Below are 23,297 nucleotides of genomic sequence, written 5' to 3' on the forward strand. Positions count from 1 at the left end.
ATTTTTTATCGGACATTAATGATTTGAAAACATAAAAATTGAAAATAATGAAAAAGAATATATTTTTATTTGGTGTTATTAGTTCACTATTTTTTATCTCTTGTAAAAAAGACGAGGAAGTAAAACCTGTGGAAGAATCCCAAAAAACTGTGCAACCTTTTTCAGGGGAAGCTTGGTTAAAACAGCGAGTTGGCAATCAAGGACAGCAAGTGCAACCCATACAACAACAAACGCAACAAACCACACAAACGCAAACACAAACAGCGCCAGGAATGAATCCACCACATGGGCAACCAGGTCATCGTTGTGAAATTCCGGTAGGAGCTCCTTTAAATTCAAAATCAGTAAATCAAAAGCAACCACAAGTAACCACACAAGTTGTTAGTCAAAAAGCAGAGGAAAAACCTGTAATGAAAATTAATTCTGGTAATGGTTCAACAACTATTGAAGGTGTAACTACTCTTCCTGGTATGAACCCTCCTCATGGTCAAGAGGGACACCGTTGCGACATAGCTGTTGGCGCACCTTTACCTAAACAGTAATTTAATTAAGTAAATAAAAATCAGTAAACTTAATTTAAGTTTACTGATTTTTATTTTAAGGGCCGAAGTATATTACTAAAACTAATGATATATTGAAACTTTCCTTTAGTTACTTTTTTCATTATGTAAATATATTTGTGCTTTGCAATTTTTTTAGATGGAATTACGACCTCTTTTTTGGTGCTGATATCTTTTATATGAACATCAAAATTTCTGTTTACACTCAAATAATTCGCAATTCTACTTTTTAAATTAGTAATCGGATATTCAGAAAAAATCGCCTTTCGGTTTTGCGAAATGATGATTTTTTCTCCTTTATAAGTTTGCGTTAGTATCAGAATACTTTTGTTAGAATTTGTTGCGCCAACTTCTTTTTGAATATTCTTAATTTCGGCTTCCGATGCACTTCTAAAGTCATCACGGTACACACTTTTTACGGTTGAATTACAACTTTGTAATCCGACAGAAGCAATAATAATGGATATAAAAACTAGAATTCTCATAAATAAAAAACCCGTTTTTTGAAGTTTTATTGCATAAAAAAAGAGCCCGAAGGCTCTTTTATCAGTTTTTTAACTTTTCTATTTTAATTCTTTAACACCCATATTGTAAAGTGTAAATACTTGCATGTCCACATTTTCTTGAATAGTAGCCGCAACCGATTTTCCAGCTCCGTGACCCGCATTTACATCAATTCGAATTAAAACGGGGTTATCTCCCGCTTGTTTCGCTTGCAATTCTGCAGCAAATTTGAAACTGTGTGCTGGAACAACACGGTCATCATGATCGCCAGTAGTCACCATAGTTGCTGGATATTTTGTACCCGCTTTTACATTATGAACTGGCGAATAACCTTTGATATATTCAAACATTTCTTTGCTTTGTTCCGATGTTCCATAATCGTAAGCCCAACCTGCTCCTGCGGTAAAAGTATGGTAACGCAACATATCTAAAACTCCCACTGCTGGTAACGCTACTTTTACTAAATCAGGTCGTTGTGTCATTACCGCACCAACTAATAAACCTCCGTTTGAACCACCTTTAATCGCTAAATAATCAGATGAAGTATATTTTTCTTTGATTAGATATTCAGCTGCCGCAATGAAATCATCAAAAACGTTTTGCTTTTTCAATTGTGTTCCGGCATCGTGCCATTTTTTACCGTATTCTCCACCTCCGCGTAAATTCGCAACAGCGTAAACGCCTCCGTTTTCTAACCAAACCGCGTTTGCAATACTAAATGATGGGGTCAAACTAACATTAAATCCACCGTAGCCATAAAGTACTGTTGGGTTTTTTCTGTTTAATTTTGTTCCTTTTTTATAAGTGATAATCATTGGAACTTTTGTGCCATCTTTTGAAGTATAAAACACTTGTTTTGATTCGTAATCTGCTGAATTAAAATCTACTTTAGGTTTTTGATATACTTCTGATTTTCCTGTTTTTGGATCAAAAGCATATGTAGTTCCTGGGGTTACATAATTTGTAAACGAAAAATATAAAGTTGTTTCCTTTTCTTTTCCACCAAAACCTCCAGCAGTTCCCACGCCTGGTAATTGAATATCACGAACTAATTTTCCGTTATAATCGTATTGTTTAATGAAAGACACTGCATCTTTCATATAACTTGCAAAAATATAACCGCTTCCTGTGTTTGGCGACAACACATTCTCAGTTTCTGGAATACAATCTTTCCAGTTTTCTTTTTCCGGATTTGATAAATCAAAAGTCACCACGCGTTTGTTTGGTGCTTTGTAATTCGTTACCAAATAAACTTTTGACCCTTTGTTATCTAAAACATCATTGTCGTTTTCGTAATTGTCAATTAGCGTTACGATTTTAGCATCAGGTATTGATAAATCCAAGTAATATAATTCATTTCCAGAAGTAGAATTCGCAGCAGAAATAAACAAATATTTCTCATCTTCCGAAACATAACCACCAACATATCTTCTTTTTACATCGCCACCAAAAATTAATTTATCAGTTTTTTGCGAAGTATTTAATTTGTGATAATACAATTTGTGTTGGTCGGTTTTTGCTGATAATTCGCTTCCAACGGGTTTGTCATAGCTTGAATAATAGAAACCTTCATTTTTGTACCAAGAAACGCCACTGAATTTCACATCCACAATTGTATCGCCGATGATTTTCTTAGTTTTAGCTTCCATTACAATCACTTTTCTCCAATCGCTTCCGCCTTCTGAAATAGCATAAGCAACTAAGCTTCCGTCTTTTGAAAAGTTAATTCCGCCTAACGAAGTTGTTCCATCTTTTGAAAAGGTATTTGGATCTAAAAAGATTTCTTCTTTACCGACTTTATCTTTTCGGTACAAAACCGATTGATTTTGAAGTCCGTTGTTTTTGTAGTAATATGTATAATCACCTTCTTTGAATGGAGCCGAAATTTTTTCGTAATTCCACAATTGTTCCATTCTAGATTTAAGCTGATTTCTATATGGAATTTGTTCTAAATAACCATAGGTTACCACATTTTGTGCTTTTACCCAAGCTTCTGTTTCAGTACTTCTGTCGTCTTCTAACCAACGATAATAATCGTTAATTTGTTCACCAAAATAAGTGTCAACATGGTCAATTCTTTTTGTTTCAGGATAATTGATTTTTGTTTGTGCGTTCATAACAAGTGTACAAACAATAGCGGATACTGTTATTGTTCTTTTCATATTGGGTTAGTTGATTAAAACAAAGATATTCAAATGAATTGTAAAGAGTTGTTAATTATAAATCAAAATTTAAACTCAGAATTATATTTCGTCCCATATTGTTAATTCCGTCTGTTTTTAATCTAGATAAGTGATTCGTATACATTTTGTCTAAAAGATTATTAGCGTTTAAATTTACATTAAAAGCGGTTTTACCCAATGTTACTTTTCCGCCAACAGCAAAATTAATCAACAAGTAGTCTGGCGTTCTAGTCTCAAATTCGTTGATATTGTTTTGTTTGAAAGTATAATTGAAGAAATAGGATAGATAAGCGTTTTTGAAATATTTAAACGATTCAAATTCCATACGAATGTTGTTTTTCCATTGATTCGCTGGGATTAATGGTAAATAATTGTCGTTTTGTTTTCCTGTAACACTTTCAAAACTACTGGTAAAATGTAACCAATCATACGGATGTGGATGAAAGTGAATTCCTGCTTCTCCACCAAATAAATAGGCGTTGTTTTGCACATAATTGTACACGTCATTTCCGTCAATTTCGGCACCTGTTGGCGTAATGTAAATGTAATTGTTTACGTGATTGTAAAATCCGTTTATGAACCATTCAAAGTGTTCGCTTTTGTATTCCAAATTCAAATCCACTTGAAAATTTTGTTCGTTTTTTAATTCAGAATTTCCAATTTCATAACGATTACTTCCTTCGTGAACGCCATTTGAAGTTAATTCGGATAAATTCGGAGCTCTAAATCCAGAAGCAATATTAATTCGGGTTGAAATATAACTTGATAAATTGGTTTTGTAACCTATAGAAGCGTTGAAACTGTTGAAGTGTTTATCAATGGCTTTAAAATAACCTTCTTCGCCTTCAATTCCGTGAGTGGAAGTGTTGATTCTCCTGTTGTCATAACGAATTCCCGCTTGTAGAATGTTCGAGTTCCAAGTGTAATTGGTTGTAGCAAAAGCACCAAAATCTTTCACATTTGCATCTGGAATTAATAATTCTTCCCCGAAATTGGTGTTGGTTTGGTCAATTCCTTGAATTCCAATGATGCTTTCCCAACGACTCATTTTTGGAAGATAATATTTCACATTGTAACTCGCGGTTTTCAATTTCATAGATAATGCAATTTCATTGGGCGCTTCTAATTCTTTTCGGTCGTTTAATGAGTAACCAAAATCACCTTCTAATTTTGAATTTTTGAAATACACTTTTTGATTTAAACTCAATACATGATTATCGACTTCTTGTTTTGGATATAGCGGATTTCTGAATCCTGAATTTTCTAAACCTTCTTCAGGTAAACCCAAGTTTAAGTTGTTGTAATTGTATCTAAAATCGGTTGAAAATTTAGAGTTTGAATACCCAATTCCCGATTTAAAATCTTTCTCAATAAAACGTGTATTGATGATTCTGTCACTACTCGGAACTTTGTAATCGGCATTCGATGTGTAATTTCCTCTAACCAAAAACTTAAAATTCGATGGCGATGCTTTAAACCCGAAAGTTGTTGAAGTTCCTTGTGTATTAGTAAAATATTTTTGTTCAAAATCAGCGGATTTTTGTTGAAAAGAAGCATATTTCTCCGGATTAAAATACACAACGCCACCCAAAGCATCCGAACCATACAACAACGAAGCTGGTCCTTTAATAACTTCGACACTTTCAATTCCAGCTGCATTTAATCCTAATCCGTGTTCTTCGCCAAATTGCTGATTTTCCATACGAACACCTTGCGAATACACCAAGACACGATTCCCGCTCAAACCACGAATTACAGGTTTTCCAATCGAATTTCCTGTTGAAATCTGAGAAACTCCAGGAATGGTTGCAATTCCATCAATAAGCGAAGTTGCGCCATTTTCTTTTAATGTTTTTACTGATGCGTGCTCCACTTTCATCACATTTTGCGATTGTATTTTGTTGTATAAAGTAGAAATAATGACTTCATCTAAATGTTGTTCTTTTTCGGATAGAATTACATTTAATTTAATTTCGGTGCCATTATTCGTAACGATTTCACTCTTGGTTTCGTAACCCGATAAATGAAAAATAACTCTATTTGTTCCTTTTGGTAACGATGAAAATTGATAAAATCCGTTTTCGTCGGTTGTGGTTTCCGAATTATTTTCTTCGATATGAACGATAACGCCAGATAATTTTTGGTTGTTGGTATCTGTAACATAACCGCTAATTTTAAATTGAGAAAAGCCTACTATCGATGACAATAGCAGTAGTGTATTGAAAAGATATTTCATTTTTTAATTTGTTTTTATTTGATAAATAATACAGCAAAGTGTTGTAAATCATTTTGATATACAGCAGAAGAAGCCTTGTTTAGAAAACAAAGCGAAATTATTTAAGCAATAAAAACAGGCGGACCGCGAAGATGAAAAGAATTTCCTTCATTCGTAATGCAAGATTCATTACTATTGAATTGATATGGAATTTCGTAAAACGAAGGAATAAAATCAAATTGGAAAACTTCTGGTAAAAGGAAGGCCGCAAATTTGAAATCACAAATCGGACAGTCATCACTTTCGGTAAACGTTTTTTCTGAAGTTTTAAAAGTCAAATGATGCGAATCGTCACAACATTCCGATTTTACATGATGGTCGTGCGAAAAAGTGTGAATAGATTGATAACTTACAGCAAATAATACTGCAAGCATCAAAAACAAATTCATATGTAATAATTTCTTTTTCACCATCACAAATATACTGCTTTTAGGACAAAGCCAAAAAACAAACCACGAATTAACGATTTTTTAAGTTTTGATGACTTATTTCGCTAGTTCGTGGTTATTTTTTTTGCCACGGATTAAAGGATTCAAAAGGATTAAATCCGTGTTAATCTGTGGCTAAAATTATACTAAATTATTTTCAACCAAATATTCCGCAATTTGAATTGTGTTTGTTGCTGCTCCTTTTCTTAAGTTATCGGCAACAATCCACATGTTGATGGTGTTCGGTTGGCTTTCATCTCTTCTAATTCTACCAACAAAAACATCATCTTTTCCTTGTGCGTAAATTGGCATTGGATAAGTAAACGTATCTAAATTATCTTGAACTGTTACACCTGGCGTGTTGTGTAAAATTTGACGCACTTCGTTTACATCAAAATCATTCTCAAACTGAACGTTTACCGCTTCACTGTGTCCGCCAACGACTGGAATACGAATCGCAGTTGCAGTAACCGCAATAGTTTTGTCGTTTAAGATTTTTTGCGTTTCGCGCACCAATTTCATTTCTTCTTTGGTGTAACCGTTTGCTTCAAAACTATCACATTGAGGAATTGCATTTCTATGAATTGGATATTTATACGCCATTTCATCTTGAATTCCTGCATATTCGTTTTCTAATTGACGCACGGCTTTAACTCCAGTTCCAGTAATGGATTGATAAGTTGAAACAACAATACGTTTGATATCATATTTGGTATGTAAAGGCGCTAAAGCCATTACCATTTGAATCGTAGAACAGTTTGGATTCGCAATAATTTTGTCTTCCTTAGTTAAAACCGAAGCATTGATTTCTGGAACTACTAATTTTTTTGTAGCATCCATACGCCAAGCAGAAGAATTATCGATTACTGTTGTTCCTGCAGCGGCAAATTTTGGAGCCCACTCTAAAGAAGTTTCTCCACCTGCCGAAAACAAAGCAATCTCAGGTTTCATATCTACAGCGGTTTGTAAACCTACTACTTTATAGGTGTTACCTTTCCATTCGATTTCTTTTCCTACTGATTTTTCAGAAGCAACTGGAATTAACTCCGTTACAGGGAAATTACGTTCTGCTAATACTTGAAGCATTATTTCGCCTACCATTCCGGTAGCGCCAACTACGGCTACTCTCATTGTGTGTGTTATTTTATGATGCAAAAATATAGAATATTCAAATGACTTAGCAAATATTGATGAAATTATAACAAAAGTTTTGAATTGTAACAAGTTTCTAAAAAAATACCCCGACGAATCGGGGTTTAGTTTAGCATATATAATGTAGCGGTATCGACTATTTTTTTAATAAGTCTCTAATTTCAGCTAACAATTGCTCTTGTGTTGGGCCTGCTGGAGCCGCTGGAGCTGCTTCTTCTTTTTTCTTCATGCTGTTAATTGCTTTAACCATTAAGAAAATAACAAAAGCAATTACTAAGAAGCTAATTACAGCTGCTAAAAATTTACCATATAAAATTCCGCCATCTGTTTTTAATCCGGCTAAATCTTCTACTTGAGCTGCTTTTAATGCTGGGTTTAATAATGCAGGAGTTATTACATCAGATACTAATGAGCTAACGATAGCTCCAAAAGCACTTCCAATAATTACTCCAACTGCCAAATCCATTGCATTACCTTTTGCAATAAAATCTTTAAATTCTGAAATCATTCCCATAGGTCTTAAATTTTTAGGGTTAATTTATGTTTTTATACTTACGAATATACAAAATTTAAAATAAAATGTTAATTTTTGAAGAAAATTCGCTTCACGCGTTGTGAAATCCCAGTCAGAATTTCATAAGGAATCGTTCCAATAACATTTGCCATCTCCGTTACTTTCGGGTTTTTGCCAAAAACAATGACTTCATCTCCGGTTTTACAGGAAATGTTCGTAACATCAACCATCATCATATCCATACAAATAGAACCTAAAATGGTCGCTTTTTGGTTGTTGATAGTAACAAAACCTTTTTCGTTGCCCCAAGCTCTTCTTATTCCATCAGCATAACCAATTGGAATCGTAGCGACTTTCATTTTTTGTGTTACTCGAAATCTTCGACTATAACCAATGCTTTCCTCGGGTGAAACTTCTCTTATTTGGGAAATGATTGTTTTTAAAGTACTCACATTTTCCAGCACTTTCAATTCTTGTTCCGAATTTCCAATACCATACAAACCAATTCCTAAACGCACCATTTCCATTTGCTTTTCCGCATAATTGAAAATGCCAGACGTGTTTAAAATATGACGAATTGGTTTTGAAGGCAATACTTTTTCTAATTCGGAATACATCGTATCAAAACGTTGAAATTGTAATTTCGTGAAATCATCAAATTGCAAATCATCACTCGCCGCTAAATGCGAAAACACGCTTTTCACCTTAACGAAATTGTTGTTTTTTAGTAAGGAACACAATTCGGAAATCAAATGCGGTTCAAATCCTAAACGGTGCATGCCCGTATCCAATTTAATATGAATTGGATAATGAGAAATATTTTGATGTTGCGCAATCTTTAAAAACGCTTGTAAACCTGTAATCGAATAAATTTCGGGTTCTAAATTATAAGCAATCATGGCTCTAAAACTACTGTTTTCGGGATTTAAAACCATAATTGGAGTTGTAATTCCGGCTTTTCGTAATTCTATGCCTTCATCGGCAAACGCTACACCTAAATAATCGACTTTATGATGTTCGAGCAATTTCGCAATTTCGTAACCACCATTTCCGTAGCCAAACGCTTTTACCATCACCATAATTTTGGTTTCTGGTTTTAATTTGGATTTATAGAAATTCAGGTTATGACTAATCGCATCGAGATTGATTTCTAAAATAGTTTCGTGATTTTTCTCTTCCAACAAAACTACAATTTCATGAAAGTTAAATCCGCGAGCACCTTTCACAAGAATGGTTTCGTTTTGAAACGATTGCGTGTTGAATTGCTGTAAAAATTCTTGCGTAGTGGCAAACGAAATCACATTTGGTAAATCGTTCAATTGTTTTCCGATGGTTTCGCCAATGGTAATAATGCGCTCGATTTTATTTTTCGAAAGCAGTTGTTTTACTTGATTGTAAAGCGTTTCCGCAGCAACGCCACTCGAAAAAATATCCGATAATATAATTGTTTTTTTATCGTGTAATTTTTGTTGTTCTAAGAAATCTAACGCAATTTTCAACGATTGATAATCTACAGAATAACTATCATCGATGACCAAACAATTGTTGATGCCTTTTTTGGCTTGAAGTCTTAATTCTACTGGATATAATTCGGCAACTCGATTTTGGATAAAAGCAATTTCTTCGCCCAAAAACAGCATGAAATTCACGCAAGTAATTACATTTTCAATCGAATTTTCATCAGAAAACGGAATTATTACACTAAAAGTACTGGCTGCGTTTTTGAAAGTTAATTCGGTTTTGCCATTTTCAATTTTCTTCGAAACGAAAAGATTGGCACTTTCATCAGAAAAACTCCAAGTATGTTTTTGACTATTTTCTGGAAGTAAAACTTCAATTTCAGTATTCTTTTCCAAGAAAATATTGGAACAATTTTCAAAAAGGTGAATTTTCTCTTTGATTTTTTCTTCACGATTGGCAAAACCTTCGTCATGAACCGAACCAATATTTGTTAAAATGCCATATTTAGGTTGAATGATGTGTTCTAAATTCGACATTTCATTGGGTAACGAAATTCCAGCTTCAAAAATTCCTAAATCATAATTGCCTTCAATCGCTAAAATTGATAAAGGAACTCCGACTTGTGAATTATAACTTTTTGGATTTCGAACAATCAAATGATTCGGGCTTAACAAGAAATTCAACCATTCTTTTACGATGGTTTTTCCGTTGCTTCCGGTAATTCCCACAAATGGAAAATCGAATTGTTTTCGATAGCCAATCGCAGTTTGTTGTAATGCGTTTAACGAATTTTCAACGATAATGAAATTTGCTTTTTCGTATACATGTTCCGGAATATATTCGACCACAAAATAGTGAACGCCTTTTGCAATCAACTCTTCCAAATACAAATGCGCATCGTGATTTTGTCCTTTGATGGCAAAAAACAAGGTGTTGCTTCCATTTTGTAACGAACGGCTGTCAATCGAAATATGACTTGCCGTAAACTCAGTCGAATTTCCGTGAAAAACGCCTTTACAAAACGAAATAATATGAGTTAGGTTGAGGTTCAATTTATTGATTGTCGTCTTTTTGCTTGTTTACAATTTCAACATCTTTGACTTCCATGTTTTCACGCATGGCTTTAAAATAGGCTGCACGACTTAGTGGTTCGTATTCTTCGGTTTCGCCAAGCATAACCAATCTTTTATCATCCGATTTTCTGAAACTATAATGTGCTAAATTTCCAGTGCGAGTACAAACGGCGTGCACTTTGGTAACATATTCGGCTGTAGCCATAAGTCCAGGCATCGGTCCGAACGGATTTCCTTTAAAATCCATATCCAATCCAGCAACGATAACACGGATTCCAGAATTGGCTAAATCATTACAAACGGCAACAATTTCTTCGTCGAAAAACTGCGCTTCATCAATACCAACCACATCGCAGCCTTGAGCTAAAATTCGAATATTTTCAGCAACAGGAACTGGTGTAGAACGAATTTCATTTTTGTTGTGCGAAACCACCATTTCGTCGTCATATCGTGTATCGACAGCCGGTTTGAAGATTTCTACTTTTTGTTTAGCAAACTGAGCGCGTTTTAAGCGGCGAATTAATTCTTCGGTTTTACCCGAAAACATGGAGCCACAAATTACTTCAATCCAGCCAAATTGTTCTTGTTGATTTACGGTATTTTCGAGAAACATTTTGTATCTTTCGTACGTTAAAAATTATTTTCTGTTACATTTGTAATCAAAACAAAATTATTAAAAAAGTATCGATATATTCAATTCCATCCAATAAAGTTATGAAGAAAAGAGTAACCGCTGAATTAATCAGTATTGCCCACCGAATTTTAAAGTTAAAAAACCATTCAGAAACGGTTCAATTGCAGCAAGAAGCTAAAAATTTGTACGATCAATTGACGATTTTACGCTTTTATGAAGAGAATTTTGAATTGGTAAAAGACGAAATTTCAGAAGAAGTTTTAGAAGCAAAATTAGAAGGAAAGCAAGCCGATGTTTTTGAACAACCAATTCCTGTTGTGGAAGAAATTGTACCTGAAAAGGAAGTTGAGATTCCAGTTGCAGAAGAAAAAACTCCAGCAACTCCAATGGAAGAAGAAAAAATTGTGGTGGCGGAGTTAATCGTGGAAGATGATGAAGACGAAGAGGAGGAAGTATTGATTACTTCAATGGAAGAAGAACCAATTGAAGAAGAGATCATAGAGGAAAAACCAGTTGCCGATTCCAAAGTTTCGGAACCAAAAACAGAAGAACCAGCGAAACAAATTTCGTTTGAAGATTTATTGGTACATGATTATCAAGAATTGGATTTCGTGAAAGTGGAAGATGTTCCAGCAGAAGTTGAAAAAGTTACTGAAACTGTTTTTGAAGCTGTAACGCCAGTTGAAGAAGTTAAGGAAGAAGTTCAACCTGAACCTGTTGCCGAAACTTCAAAAGTCTTAGAAGAAGAAGTAAAAGCAACTTTTGAAAAAGTAAGCCAAGAGCCAAGAATCAGTTCGTTAAATGATAGATTGAATAAGGCTATTACTTTTGGCTTAAATGATAGAATTGGATTTGAAAAGAAATTATTTGGAGGTAGTTCGGATGATTTTAACCGTGTCGTTTCGCAATTGAATACGTTTGATAGTTTTGAAGAAGCAAAAGCTTTCGTAGATGATTTCGTAAAGCCGGATTATAACAATTGGGAAGGTGCTGAAGAATTCGAAACGCGTTTCATGGAAATTGTGGAGAAAAAGTTTAGTTAGTTTTTAGTCGCAGTCTCAGTTTTCAGTCACAGATTTCTTTTGTGAATTTGTGCTAATTCTTGAAGTTCGAGTTTTTAATTTAACCACATAGAAACATAGTTTTTTTATTGTTTGAGTTTTGTTTAGCCTACATAGTTAATTCGTGCTAATTCTTGAAGTTCGAGTTTTTAGTTTAACCACATAGAAACATAGGTTTTTTTATTGTTTGAGTTTTTCTTAGCCTACATAGTTAATTCGTGCTAATTCGTGAAATTTGTGTTTATAAATAGTTTTAAATGAGTAAATTATATATCGTTCCAACGCCAATTGGCAATTTAGAAGACATGACTTTTCGTGCTATTAAAGTACTAAAAGAAGTCGATTTAATTTTAGCAGAAGACACACGCACCAGCGGGAAATTGCTAAAACACTTCGAAATTGCCACGCACATGCACAGCCACCACATGCACAACGAACATAAAACCGTTGAAAATTTGGTCAAGCGTTTACAAGCAGGCGAAACCATTGCTTTAATTAGCGATGCGGGAACTCCAGCAATATCTGACCCAGGTTTTTTGCTTACGCGCGCTTGTGTAGAAAACGGAATTGCCGTGGAATGTTTGCCAGGCGCAACTGCTTTTGTACCGGCTTTAGTAAATAGTGGTTTACCCAATGATAAATTCGTATTCGAAGGCTTTTTACCCGATAAAAAAGGAAGACAAACCCGATTTTTAGCGTTACAAGAAGAATATCGCACCATGATTTTCTACGTATCGCCACATAAATTAAACAAAACCTTAGCCGAATTTGTCCAATATTTCGGAGCCGACAGACCTGTTTCTGTTTCCCGAGAATTATCCAAATTACACGAAGAAACCGTTAGAGGAACCGCAGAAGAAGTATTGAAACATTTTGAAGCGAAACCAGCCAAAGGGGAAATTGTTGTGGTTGTGGGGGGAAAAAAATAGTGTTCAGTGTTCAGTTTTTAGTGAGCAGTTACAAATTTCATAAAATAACAAATGATAGATAAAAGAAAAAAATCAACTCAAGCAGAATTTACTAAATGGTTCGGTCCACTTTTGAATGCTTTGAGAGAACTTGGAGGTTCAGGCAGACCAAAAGAAGTTGTTGAAGAAATTGCAAAAGCTGAAAAAATTAAAGATTCTCAAAGAGAAGAGGTTATGAAATCTGGTATTTTAAGATTTGATAATCAAGTTGCTTGGGCGCGACAATATTTGGTTTGGGAAGGTTTACTTGATAATTCAAAAAAAGGTGTTTGGACATTATCTTCAAAAGGACAAGAGACTTTTTTAACCCAAGATGATGCAAGAACAATTTTTTTAAAATGGGTTGAAATCCATCAGAAAGCAAAAAAAGATAAATCGTCTAAAGATAAAATTGTACAAACTCAAGAGCAAGAAGAACCAGAAGAGTTAGATAATGAAATAACACCGACTTTATTGGAAGTGTTGCAGAGTGTTTCTCCAATCGGATTTGAACATGTTTGTAAAAGACTTTTAAGAGAACATGGTTTTGAGAATGTTCACGTGACTCAAGCTTCACACGATGGTGGAATTGATGGATATGGGACATTAGAATTAAATCCTTTTGTAAGTATGAAAGTTTTATTTCAATGTAAAAGATATAAAGGAACTGTTTCGAGAGCTCAGATTGGTGATTTTAGAAATGCTATGATTGGTAGAGCAGATAAAGGAATTATATTAACTACGGGGACATTTTCTGAAGACGCAAAAAGAGAAGCTTCAAGAGATGGAGCGCCACCGATTGAACTGATAGATGGAAAGAAATTAGTTGAACTTTTTGAAAAAGCTGAATTAGGTGTTAAACCTAAAATTGTTTATGAAGTAGACTATAATTTCTTTGAAACTTATATGAAAAAATAAGAAAGTTTATTTTTGAAACAAAAAAACTATGGAAACACACAACATAACTACCACCTGGAAAGGTAAAATGCAATTTGAGTCCACTAATCCAAGTGGCGACATAATTTCAATTGATGCCGGTCCAGAAAATGGAGGAGAAGGAAAAGGCTTGCGTCCCAAAGCGTTGATGTTATCGGCTTTAGCGGGTTGTACAGGTTTAGATGTAGCTTCTTTAATGGAAAAAATGAAGTTAGAAGTAGCCGATTTCAAAATTGAAACTTCAGGCGAATTAACCGAAGAACATCCAAAAACGTATCACACAGTAAAAGTAGATTACCATTTTTACGGTAACAATTTAGACGAGAAAAAGCTAGAAAAAGCTGTGAATTTATCGGTAGAAAAATATTGTGGTGTGATGGAAATGTTTCGTCAATTTGCAAAAGTTGAGGTGGCGATTTTTTACCATAAATTATAATTTTTTGCCACGGATTTTACAGATTTTCACGGATTTAATCCTTATAATCAGTGCAATCTGTGGCTGAAATAAAAAATATTTATACCTTTGTCATTCAATTATATAAGCCAAAATAAAATAATTCATAATTTTTAATTCGTAATTAAACTATGCGTTGGAATCCAAAATCTAAGCCAAATCCAGAAAAAGTTCAAGCCATTCAGCAAGCACTTCAAGTCGATGAAATCATCGCGACACTTTTAGTTCAACGAGGGATCGAAACCTTCGAACAAGCCAAAACGTTTTTCCGTCCCACTTTAGCCGATTTGCACAATCCGTATCTGATGAAAGATATGGACAAAGCTATTGCGCGAATTGAAAAAGCAATTGCTAACAACGAAAATATCTTAGTTTTCGGTGATTACGATGTTGATGGAACAACCGCTGTTTCCCTAGTCTCGAGTTATTTACGTACTTTTTATCCGAATGTTGCGACGTACATTCCCGATAGATACGCAGAAGGTTACGGCATTTCTTATATGGGAATTGATTATGCCGAAGACAACGATATTTCCTTAATTATTGCGTTGGATTGTGGCATCAAATCAATTGACCACGTGAATTACGCCAAAGCAAAAAATATTGATTTTATCATTTGCGACCATCATCGACCTGGTGATATTTTGCCCGAAGCCGTTGCGGTTTTAGATCCAAAACGCGAAGATTGTTCGTATCCATATGATGAATTGTGTGGTTGTGGTGTTGGATTTAAATTGATTCAAGCTTTAGCCGAAAATCGAAATCAAACCATTGATGATTTAATCGAATATTTAGATTTGGTCGCAACTGCGATTGCCGCAGATATTGTTCCGATTACGGGTGAGAATAGAGTGTTGGCTAAATTTGGTTTAGAAGTGATTAATTCGAATCCAAGACCAGGCATTAAAGCGTTGATTCAGAATGTAAAGAAAAAAGTCCTAACGATTACCGATGTTGTTTTCATCGTAGCGCCAAGAATCAATGCCGCAGGAAGAATCAAACATGGAAACGAAGCCGTTGCTTTATTAACCGAATACGATTTAGACCAAGCCGAACAATTTGCTTCCGAAATCGAACAGCATAATTCCGATAGAAAAGAATTAGACAAACAAATTACGAAAGAAGCTTTACTTCAAATTGAAGAAAATAACGAACAAAACCGATTTTCAACTGTTGTATATCAAGAAAATTGGCACAAAGGTGTTATCGGAATTGTCGCATCAAGATTGGTAGAAAATTACTATCGTCCAACGATCGTTTTTACGAAAAGTGGTGAAAAATTAGCAGCTTCGGCACGTTCTGTAAAAGATTTCGATGTGTATAATGCGTTGGAAGCGTGTGCGGAACATTTGGAACAATTCGGTGGCCACATGTATGCTGCAGGAATGACGCTTTTAGAAGAAAACTACGAAAATTTTAAAAATGCCTTCGAAAAAGTTGTGCAAGAAACTATTCACCCCGATTTGTTGACGCCTGAAATTTTATACGATGCTGAAATTGAATTATCAGAAATCAATCCGAAACTAATGCGCTTGTTGAAACAATTCGAACCATTCGGACCGGAAAATATGACACCGTTATTCTTAGTAAAAGGAGTAACCGATTCAGGCTATGCTAAGACTTTAGGTTCCGATAACGAACATTTGAAAGCGTTTGTAAAACAAGGAAATTCGGAAAGTTTTGGAGCAATTGGTTTTGGATTAGGTAATAAATTAGATTGGGTTACCAACAAAAATAAATTTGATGCAATTTTCTCTTTGGAAGAAAATGAATGGAAAGATACTGTAACTTTGCAATTGCAATTCCGTGATATCAAAGCTTCAAATGGCTAAAAAAGACCCATTTTCATCTTTACGAATTCCCGAATTTCGCTGGTTTTTAGCCATGCGATTGTTTATTGTTTTGGCTTGGTCGATGCAATTTGTATTGATTGAGTGGGAAGTGTATCGCCTCACAAAAGACCCGCTATCATTGGGGTTAATTGGGTTGATGGAAATCATTCCAGCCATAAGTATGGCGTTGTTTGCCGGACATATTGTAGATCAGAATGAGAAGAAAGGCTTGTTAATCAAATGTTTTTCTGGATTAGCAACAATTAGTGCTTTGATGTGTTTGTTAGTGCATCCGAATTTTATCGATTCTTTTTCAAAAAATACCATTTTGTACGGAATTTACGCTCTAGTTTTTGTGGGCGGAATCATTCGTGCTTTTCTAATTCCGTCTGTTTTTAGTTTATTAGGGTTAATTATTCCTAAAAAAGAACAGCCAAACGCAGCGACATGGAGTAGTTCTACTTGGCAAGTGGCGGCTGTAATTGGACCAGCTTTGGCGGGATTTGCAATTGGTTGGGTTGGCGTTTTTTGGTCGTTGGTTTTTGTGGTTTTTTGTGTGATTATGGCTTTAATCGTATTGACACAAATTGAAAGAAAACCGATTTTAAATCCAAAATTAGGTGAACCTATTTTCAAAAGTTTGAAAGAAGGATTGTCTTTTGTATTTAGTTCAAAACCTATTTTGAATGCTATTTCTTTAGATATGTTTGCGGTTTTGTTTGGTGGAGCCGTTGCATTGTTACCGATTTTTGCGCAAGATGTTTTAAAAGTAGGTTCGGAAGGATTTGGAATTTTAAGAGCAGCACCAGCTATTGGTGGATTAATTACCATGTTGATTTCAACTTCAATTCCGTTACATCAAAAAGCAGGTAAAAAGTTATTATTAGCTGTTTTCGGATTTGGAATTTGTATTATTGTTTTTGGTTTATCGACTAACTTTTGGTTATCCGTAGTAGCTTTATTTTTGAGTGGAGTAACTGATGGAATTTCAGTAGTAATTCGGCAAACCATTCTTCAAATTTACACACCTGATCACATGCGTGGACGCGTTTCTTCTGTGAATTCAATTTTCGTAGGTTCTTCAAATGAATTAGGTGCTTTTGAAAGTGGATTGGCTTCCAAAATTATGGGAGTAGTTCCAGCTGTTGTTTTTGGTGGCATGATGACTTTAGGAATTGTGGGAGTTACTGCTGTAGCCTCACCAAAATTCAGAGAATTGGATATCGAAAAAGATTTGGAAACGATTTAATTTTTAAATTCTTTTAATTCCATTTTTTCGCCATCAAAAACGCCATAGGTGAAATACCCAATCCAATCGCCTAAGTTGATGTATTTCGAATTTTCGGTTAATTCAATTTCTAAAGGTAAATGACGGTGGCCAAAAACAAAGTAATTGTACTCTTTAGTTTCTAACTTTCGTTTACAATATTGAACCAACCATTCATTATCTTCTCCTAAATATTTTACATCTTCTACGCCTGAAATCAGTTTGTTTTTCACCGATAAATATTGGGCTAATTTCACACCAATATCAGGATGTAACCAACGAAATAACCATTTTGAAAACGGATTGGTGAAGACTTTTTTCATTCGTTTGTAACCCATATCACCTGGTCCTTTTCCATCGCCGTGACCAATTAAGAATGTTTTTCCGTTAAATGTGAATTCTTGATTATCGTGATAAACAGGTATGTTTAACTCTTTTTGAAAATAATCACTCATCCATAAGTCGTGATTCCCAACGAAGAAATAAATTGGAATACCAGAGTCTTTAATTTCGGCTAATTTCCCCAAAACTCTAACGAATCCTTTTGGGACAACGGTTTTGTATTCAAACCAAAAATCGAATAAATCGCCAAGTAAAAAGATAGCATCTGCATCTTGCTTAACTACATCTAACCATTGGATGAATTTTTGTTCTCTTGGAAAACTTAATTCTGGTGTTGGAGCGCCAAAGTGTTGATCGGAGGCGAAGTAGATTTTTCTTGTTGCTTTCAATTTTTCGAATAGTTTTAACAAAAATACATAAAAATTACGAAAGAATTTTTTTATTCACCGTTCCAGAGGCAATCCAAGAAGATATTATACCTAAAATAGCTATTGTCATAATAACAATTAAGATGTTTTGCCATTCAAAAAGAACAGGATAAGGCATGCTAGGTGTAATCATAATAAAAGCAAAGTGTTGCTGAAGTAAAATTATAGCAATTGCTAATGATAACCCTAATATTAATCCAAATATGGTGATGAGAATTCCTTGTGTAAAAAAAATGGAACGGATTGAAGTCTGAGTTAGCCCTAAGTTGTATAAGGTTTTAAGATTTTCTCTTTTATCAATTATAATCATTACGATAGCTCCAGCTAAACAAAATAATGTTAGAATTACAACTAACGTGCTAAATAAATAAATGAACAGATTTTCAGATTGAAGCATCTTGTAAAGTGAATCGTTTAGCTGAGTTCTGTTTTTTATTTTTATAGAATTACCAAAAATAGAGTTAAGTTCTTCTCTGGCTTTATTTTCGTCTGCATTAGGTTTTAACTTTATTTCAAGATTTGTGATCTCGTTATTTTTCATAGTCAAAAAATGTTGGGCTAGTCCAATAGAACAAAAAACAAATTTACCATCTAATTCTTCATTGATAGAGTAAATGCCCGAGGGGAATAGTAAAGTTTTATTAAAAGCTTCGCTTGGATTTTCAATATCTCCTTTTCCAGGTTTTGGAACGTAGGCTTCTAATGCGTTATTATAGTCAAATAAACCTAAACCTAATTTTCTGCTTATATCAGCACCAATAACTACATTTTCAGAATTATTTTCAAACCATTCTCCTGCATATAAATGCTTATTGAAATCTGTTACTTTTACAAACTGATTATCAACACCTTTAATATGTGCTACTAACTCTTTGTTGTCGTACATAAAGTAAACACGTTCTTCAATTATTTTGGAAAAAGAAGCAATGTATTTGCTTTTATGTAATAATTCTTCTTGTTTATGATTTACAGAAAAAGTTTTGCCTGAATTAGTTTCTACTCGTAAATCAGGATCAGAAACATTTGCAAAGTTTAAACTAAATTCTTTCAATCCACTAAAAACAGATAAAAAGACAAATAAGGCCATAGTGCTTGCAATGATGCCTACTGAAGCAATACCGGTTATGATATTAATTGCTTTGTTTTTACTAAAACTTATAGCATAACGCTTAGCTATGTAGAAGGAAAGTTTCAATTTATGATTTCTTTCTTTTCTCTAATAAATCTCTGTTTTCAATAGGGTTTTCTTCTCCAGACAAAGCCTTGTCGATTTTTTCAATATAATCTAAACTATCGTCAATATAGAAAATTAAACTAGGAACTTTACGTAATTGATTTTTTACACGTTGTGCTAAATCGTGTTTGATAAGCGGAGAGTTACTTTTAATAGCAGCTAAAATTTCGGGAGCTTTTTCTGTTGGGAAAATACTCAAATGTATTTTTGCAATGGACAAATCTGAGGTTACATTCACTTTTGAAACCGAAATTACTAAATTATTGATGTTATTTTTACGGATTTCACCTTGTAAAATTGATACTAAATCATTTTGTAAAAGCGCTCCTATTTTTTTTTGTCTATTTGTTTCCATGATGCAAAAATACAAAAAAATAATCAAGCAAAATTTCTTTAACTCTTCATAAAGATATTGTTTAGCCTCAGTAAGAATTTTTATTAACTTTGCTTAAAACAAAGTTAAATATTAATGAGAAAAATTGAACATATAGGTATTGCGGTAAAAAGTTTAAAGGAATCAAATTTGCTTTTCGAGAAATTATTTGGCAATCCACCTTATAAAGAAGAGGAAGTGGTAAGTGAGGGTGTAAAAACTTCTTTTTTTATGAATGGGCCAAATAAGATAGAATTGTTAGAAGCAACAAATTCCGATAGCCCAATTGCTAAGTTTTTAGAAAAAAAGGGAGAGGGGATTCATCACATTGCTTTCGATGTCGAAAATATTACAGAAGAAATGTCACGTCTTAAACAAGAGGGTTTTGTTGTTTTGAATGAAATTCCAAAGAAAGGTGCTGACAATAAATTGGTTGCGTTTCTTCATCCAAAGGGGACAAATGGTGTTTTGATAGAACTATGTCAAGAAATTAAATAAAGTTGTAAAAAAGATTTGCGTTCCATAAAAAATAGTCTTAATATTGCACCTTCAATATTGGTCCTATAGCTCAGTTGGTTAGAGCACCTGACTCATAATCAGGTGGTCCCTGGTTCGAGCCCAGGTGGGACCACTTAAAAAAATCATTTCAGATTGGTTTTTTAGTTTTTTGAAAATAGCTTGTTAAGTATAAAAAAAAATATCCGTCGTTTAATAAACTAGTTTGTTGCAGTTAACAAATTATTAAGGATTACTCTTTAGTTAGTGATGTATATACATAAATTATACTTTTGCCCCCAATTAGAATAAATATGAATAAAATTATAGCGATTATTGTAGTACTTTTTGGTATTCATAGTATCTTTGCTGCAGGAACTAATCCTCCTCCTCCTACACCGCCACCTCCTCCAGGGTTGCCACTAGATAGTATGGCTATAATACTTTTTTTTCTAGCATTGGTTTTAGGATTCTATTCTTTGAAAAAATATATTTTTATAAAAAAAGGCTCTTAATTGGAGCCTTTTTTATTTTCTTAAATCATTCAGTCTATTTACATATTTTCCAATTACATCAAATTCTAAATTCACTATGGTTCCAACTTCGAATCTATTAAAGTTGGTGTGGTCAAAAGTATAAGGAATTATTGCTACACTGAAAGAGTTTAGTCCAGAATTCACCGCAGTTAAACTGGTTCCGTTTACGGTAATTGAACCTTTTTCTATAGTGATGTTGTTTAGAGAAGCGTCATATTCGAAAGTAAAAACCCAACTTCCATTGGCTTCTTTAATATTTGTGCAAATTCCTGTTTGGTCAACATGTCCTTGAACAATGTGTCCGTCAAGTCTGTCTCCAAGTTTCATGGCGCGTTCTAAGTTTACGATATCTCCAGCTTTCCAAGTTCCGATTGAAGTCTTATCAATCGTTTCTTTGATAGCAGTTACAGTGTAATTTTTGTTTTCGATTTTCACTACCGTTAAACAAATGCCGTTATGAGCTACACTTTGGTCAATTTTTAATTCGTGAGTAATTTCGGATTCCACCGTTACATGTAGGTTTTCCTGATCTTTTTCGATTTCTTTTATAATTCCGAGGGTTTCTATAATTCCGGTAAACATAACTGATTTAATTTTACTAAATTTGCACATCAAAAGTAAGCAATAAATCACATTTGTTATGGTTAAAAAAGCAGAAAATATAATTGTTGGAATTTCAATTGGAGATTTAAATGGTATTGGAAGCGAAGTTATTTTGAAAACATTTGAAGATAACCGAATGTTAGAATTATGTACGCCAGTAATTTTTGCAAATGCTAAGATTGTTTCTTTTTTGAGAAAAGAATTGAATATCGATATTGCCATTCACGGAATTGATAAATTAGATCAGTTGGTTGTTGGAAAACTTAATGTGCTTAATGTTTGGCGTGAAGGAGTAAACTTAGAGTTAGGAAAAAATGATGATGTAGTAGGAAGTTACGCTATAAAATCATTCGTTGCGGCTACTAAAGCTTTAAAAGAAGGTTTCGTGGATGTTTTAGTAACTGCTCCTATTAACAAATATAATGTTCAATCTGAAGAATTTAAATTTCCTGGACATACCGATTATTTGGATAAAGAGTTGGAAGGAGATGCTTTAATGTTAATGGTATACGATGATTTACGTGTTGGTTTACTTACCGATCATGTTCCCGTAAATGAAGTGGCAAAACATTTGAATGAGAAATTGATTTCGAGTAAAATCAAAACAATCATCCAAACGTTAAAGCAAGATTTTGAAATTGAAAAACCAAAAGTGGCAGTTTTAGGATTGAATCCACATTCTGGTGATAATGGTGTAATTGGTCAAGAAGAAGAAAAAATCATCAAACCTGCATTGAAAAAATTATTTGAAGCTGGAAATATGGTTTTTGGACCTTTTTCGGCAGATGGATTTTTTGGTTCGGCACAATATGAAAAATATGATGCAGTAATTGCAACATATCACGATCAAGGATTAATTCCGTTCAAAACCTTGTCGTTTGGCAATGGAGTAAATTATACGGCTGGATTAAATAAAATTAGAACTTCTCCCGATCACGGAACTGCTTATGAAATTGCAGGCAAAGGAGTGGCTAATCACGAGTCATTTAAAGAGGCAGTTTATTTAGCGATTGATATTTTTAAGAAAAGAAATGACTATCAAGAGCTGATAAAGAACCCTTTAAAAACAAAAGAAAAACAGTTATAAACAAAAAAATGTTTACAACTAGTTTGAATTTATAAATATTTTATATCTTTGCACACCTTTTAAAAAGGTAAAACTGTTGTTATGAACAATTTAAAAGAATATTTAATTCCATTTGTGGGGTTAAAAATAGGGAAGCATCAGTTTGATTATCAAATAGATAATACGTTCTTTAAAAACTTTGATTACAACGAATTTAATGACGTTTCAGTCAAAGTAGATATTGTTTTAGAGAAGAAAAGCACTATGCTAGAGCTTGATTTTAAACACAAAGGAACTGTAAATGTACCTTGTGATGTTTCAGGTGAAGAGTTTGATTTGCCAATAAAAGGAAAATTAAAACTTTTAGTTAAGTTTGGAGATGCCTTTAATGATGAAAATGAGGAGTTGCTCGTTTTACCTCATGGCGAATTTCAAGTAAATGTAGCACAGTATATTTATGAGTCCATCATATTATCAGTGCCGTTACGAAGAATACATCCTGGTGTTAAAGATGGTTCGCTGTCAGATGTAATTCAAAAATTAGAATCGCTTTCTCCAAAAGAAAACAAGAAAGAAGAACAACAAAATAATGATATTGACCCTAGATGGGAGAATTTAAAAAAACTATTAACGGATAAATAAAATAGAACAATGGCACATCCTAAGAGAAGACAGTCGTCTACAAGAAGAGATAAAAGAAGAACGCATTACAAAGCAACAGTTGCTCAAATTGCTACTTGTCCTGTAACTGGTGAAGCTCACTTATACCACAGAGCTTACTGGCATGAAGGTAAAATGTACTACAGAGGTCAAGTTGTAATTGACAAAAACGAAGCTGTAGCATAATTGCTTTTAAAAAAATAGAGAAAACTCTCACATAGTGAGAGTTTTTTTGTTAAGTACCCATTCGTTTTAAATTAATAAAAACGAATAGGATTC

At 33.9% G+C, this 23,297-nt stretch carries 24 protein-coding genes and 1 tRNA gene; 13 read left to right on the plus strand and 12 right to left on the minus strand.

Annotation, left to right across the window (positions count from 1 at the left end; genetic code table 11):
- Positions 1 to 47: 47 nt before the first annotated feature.
- Entirely contained in the window at positions 48 to 542 is a 495-nt protein-coding gene (locus B4I81_RS06730; protein ID WP_291108996.1) for a hypothetical protein, read from the plus strand.
- A 50-nt stretch (positions 543 to 592) separates the two neighbouring features.
- Here B4I81_RS06730 and B4I81_RS06735 read toward each other — a convergent pair whose 3' ends face one another.
- The 8 genes from B4I81_RS06735 to B4I81_RS06770 all read right to left on the minus strand — a co-directional run bounded on the left by B4I81_RS06735 (position 593) and on the right by B4I81_RS06770 (position 10,763).
- Positions 593 to 1,045 (minus strand): hypothetical protein, encoded by a 453-nt coding sequence (locus tag B4I81_RS06735; RefSeq protein ID WP_291108998.1) that lies wholly within the window; start codon positions 1,043 to 1,045, stop codon positions 593 to 595.
- Between the two features lie 78 nt (positions 1,046 to 1,123).
- Complete coding sequence (locus B4I81_RS06740) at positions 1,124 to 3,226, minus strand: prolyl oligopeptidase family serine peptidase (RefSeq protein WP_291109000.1); 2,103 nt, start codon at positions 3,224 to 3,226, stop codon at positions 1,124 to 1,126.
- 55 nt (positions 3,227 to 3,281) lie between these two features.
- The gene (locus tag B4I81_RS06745) at positions 3,282 to 5,483 is read right to left on the minus strand and encodes a TonB-dependent receptor (RefSeq protein ID WP_291109002.1); all 2,202 of its coding nucleotides are present in this window, start codon (positions 5,481 to 5,483) and stop codon (positions 3,282 to 3,284) included.
- Between the two features lie 101 nt (positions 5,484 to 5,584).
- Complete coding sequence (locus B4I81_RS06750; RefSeq protein ID WP_291109004.1) at positions 5,585 to 5,896, minus strand: hypothetical protein; 312 nt, start codon at positions 5,894 to 5,896, stop codon at positions 5,585 to 5,587.
- A gap of 195 nt (positions 5,897 to 6,091) precedes the next feature.
- On the minus strand, positions 6,092 to 7,081 hold the full coding sequence (locus tag B4I81_RS06755; RefSeq protein ID WP_291109005.1) for an aspartate-semialdehyde dehydrogenase: 990 nt from the start codon (positions 7,079 to 7,081) through the stop codon (positions 6,092 to 6,094).
- A gap of 157 nt (positions 7,082 to 7,238) precedes the next feature.
- Positions 7,239 to 7,616, minus strand: coding sequence for a large conductance mechanosensitive channel protein MscL (gene mscL, locus B4I81_RS06760; protein ID WP_291109007.1), 378 nt, complete (start codon positions 7,614 to 7,616; stop codon positions 7,239 to 7,241).
- Positions 7,617 to 7,684: 68 nt separating this feature from the next.
- Positions 7,685 to 10,129, minus strand: coding sequence for a bifunctional UDP-N-acetylmuramoyl-tripeptide:D-alanyl-D-alanine ligase/alanine racemase (locus B4I81_RS06765; protein WP_291109009.1), 2,445 nt, complete (start codon positions 10,127 to 10,129; stop codon positions 7,685 to 7,687).
- A gap of 1 nt (position 10,130) precedes the next feature.
- Positions 10,131 to 10,763 carry a thymidine kinase gene (locus tag B4I81_RS06770; protein ID WP_291109011.1) on the minus strand — a complete coding sequence of 211 codons (633 nt, stop codon included), beginning with the start codon at positions 10,761 to 10,763 and terminating at the stop codon, positions 10,131 to 10,133.
- Between the two features lie 101 nt (positions 10,764 to 10,864).
- Between B4I81_RS06770 and B4I81_RS06775 the strand changes: the two genes are divergently transcribed.
- The 6 genes from B4I81_RS06775 (at position 10,865) to B4I81_RS06800 (ending at position 17,263) form a co-directional block, all read left to right on the plus strand.
- Positions 10,865 to 11,827, plus strand: a complete 963-nt coding sequence (locus B4I81_RS06775) for a hypothetical protein (RefSeq protein WP_291109013.1) — start codon at positions 10,865 to 10,867, stop codon at positions 11,825 to 11,827.
- A 275-nt stretch (positions 11,828 to 12,102) separates the two neighbouring features.
- A complete protein-coding gene (rsmI, locus tag B4I81_RS06780; RefSeq protein WP_291109015.1) occupies positions 12,103 to 12,774 on the plus strand; it encodes a 16S rRNA (cytidine(1402)-2'-O)-methyltransferase in 672 nt (223 codons plus the stop codon).
- A gap of 51 nt (positions 12,775 to 12,825) precedes the next feature.
- Positions 12,826 to 13,710, plus strand: coding sequence for a restriction endonuclease (locus B4I81_RS06785; RefSeq protein WP_291109017.1), 885 nt, complete (start codon positions 12,826 to 12,828; stop codon positions 13,708 to 13,710).
- A 28-nt stretch (positions 13,711 to 13,738) separates the two neighbouring features.
- Positions 13,739 to 14,164, plus strand: a complete 426-nt coding sequence (locus B4I81_RS06790; protein ID WP_291109019.1) for an OsmC family protein — start codon at positions 13,739 to 13,741, stop codon at positions 14,162 to 14,164.
- A gap of 149 nt (positions 14,165 to 14,313) precedes the next feature.
- Positions 14,314 to 16,014, plus strand: a complete 1,701-nt coding sequence (gene recJ, locus B4I81_RS06795; protein WP_291109021.1) for a single-stranded-DNA-specific exonuclease RecJ — start codon at positions 14,314 to 14,316, stop codon at positions 16,012 to 16,014.
- On the plus strand, positions 16,007 to 17,263 hold the full coding sequence (locus B4I81_RS06800) for an MFS transporter (protein ID WP_291109023.1): 1,257 nt from the start codon (positions 16,007 to 16,009) through the stop codon (positions 17,261 to 17,263). The genes recJ and B4I81_RS06800 overlap by 8 nt, the downstream gene beginning before the upstream one ends.
- Here B4I81_RS06800 and B4I81_RS06805 read toward each other — a convergent pair.
- Genes B4I81_RS06805 through rbfA form a run of 3 tightly spaced genes read right to left on the minus strand, consistent with a single transcriptional unit; the run spans position 17,260 to position 19,640 of the window.
- Positions 17,260 to 18,012: a UDP-2,3-diacylglucosamine diphosphatase gene (locus B4I81_RS06805; protein ID WP_291109025.1), complete on the minus strand. Its 753-nt coding sequence runs from the start codon at positions 18,010 to 18,012 to the stop codon at positions 17,260 to 17,262. The two genes, B4I81_RS06800 and B4I81_RS06805, sit on opposite strands and share 4 nt — an antisense overlap.
- 34 nt (positions 18,013 to 18,046) lie before the next feature.
- A complete protein-coding gene (locus B4I81_RS06810) occupies positions 18,047 to 19,246 on the minus strand; it encodes an ABC transporter permease (RefSeq protein WP_291109027.1) in 1,200 nt (399 codons plus the stop codon).
- Between the two features lies 1 nt (position 19,247).
- On the minus strand, positions 19,248 to 19,640 hold the full coding sequence (gene rbfA, locus B4I81_RS06815; protein ID WP_291109029.1) for a 30S ribosome-binding factor RbfA: 393 nt from the start codon (positions 19,638 to 19,640) through the stop codon (positions 19,248 to 19,250).
- Positions 19,641 to 19,754: 114 nt separating this feature from the next.
- Here rbfA and mce point away from each other — a divergent pair, with 114 nt between their 5' ends.
- From mce to B4I81_RS06830, 3 genes are all read left to right on the plus strand, one after another.
- Positions 19,755 to 20,156: a methylmalonyl-CoA epimerase gene (mce, locus tag B4I81_RS06820; RefSeq protein ID WP_291109031.1), complete on the plus strand. Its 402-nt coding sequence runs from the start codon at positions 19,755 to 19,757 to the stop codon at positions 20,154 to 20,156.
- A 59-nt stretch (positions 20,157 to 20,215) separates the two neighbouring features.
- A tRNA-Ile gene (locus tag B4I81_RS06825) sits at positions 20,216 to 20,289 on the plus strand.
- A 178-nt stretch (positions 20,290 to 20,467) separates the two neighbouring features.
- A complete protein-coding gene (locus tag B4I81_RS06830; protein WP_291109033.1) occupies positions 20,468 to 20,668 on the plus strand; it encodes a hypothetical protein in 201 nt (66 codons plus the stop codon).
- Positions 20,669 to 20,680: 12 nt separating this feature from the next.
- Here B4I81_RS06830 and B4I81_RS06835 read toward each other — a convergent pair whose 3' ends face one another.
- Positions 20,681 to 21,271 carry a riboflavin synthase gene (locus B4I81_RS06835; RefSeq protein ID WP_291109035.1) on the minus strand — a complete coding sequence of 197 codons (591 nt, stop codon included), beginning with the start codon at positions 21,269 to 21,271 and terminating at the stop codon, positions 20,681 to 20,683.
- A gap of 58 nt (positions 21,272 to 21,329) precedes the next feature.
- On the opposite strand from B4I81_RS06835, the gene pdxA reads away from it, so the two are divergent.
- From pdxA to rpmF, 3 genes are all read left to right on the plus strand, one after another.
- The gene (gene pdxA / locus B4I81_RS06840; RefSeq protein WP_291109036.1) at positions 21,330 to 22,379 is read left to right on the plus strand and encodes a 4-hydroxythreonine-4-phosphate dehydrogenase PdxA; all 1,050 of its coding nucleotides are present in this window, start codon (positions 21,330 to 21,332) and stop codon (positions 22,377 to 22,379) included.
- An 81-nt stretch (positions 22,380 to 22,460) separates the two neighbouring features.
- A complete protein-coding gene (locus tag B4I81_RS06845; protein ID WP_250582109.1) occupies positions 22,461 to 23,000 on the plus strand; it encodes a YceD family protein in 540 nt (179 codons plus the stop codon).
- A gap of 9 nt (positions 23,001 to 23,009) precedes the next feature.
- On the plus strand, positions 23,010 to 23,204 hold the full coding sequence (rpmF, locus tag B4I81_RS06850; RefSeq protein WP_250582110.1) for a 50S ribosomal protein L32: 195 nt from the start codon (positions 23,010 to 23,012) through the stop codon (positions 23,202 to 23,204).
- The last annotated feature ends 93 nt before the right edge of the window (positions 23,205 to 23,297 follow it).

The sequence above is a fragment of the Flavobacterium sp. UBA6195 genome, assembly GCF_002422095.1.
Lineage (GTDB): Bacteria > Bacteroidota > Bacteroidia > Flavobacteriales > Flavobacteriaceae > Flavobacterium.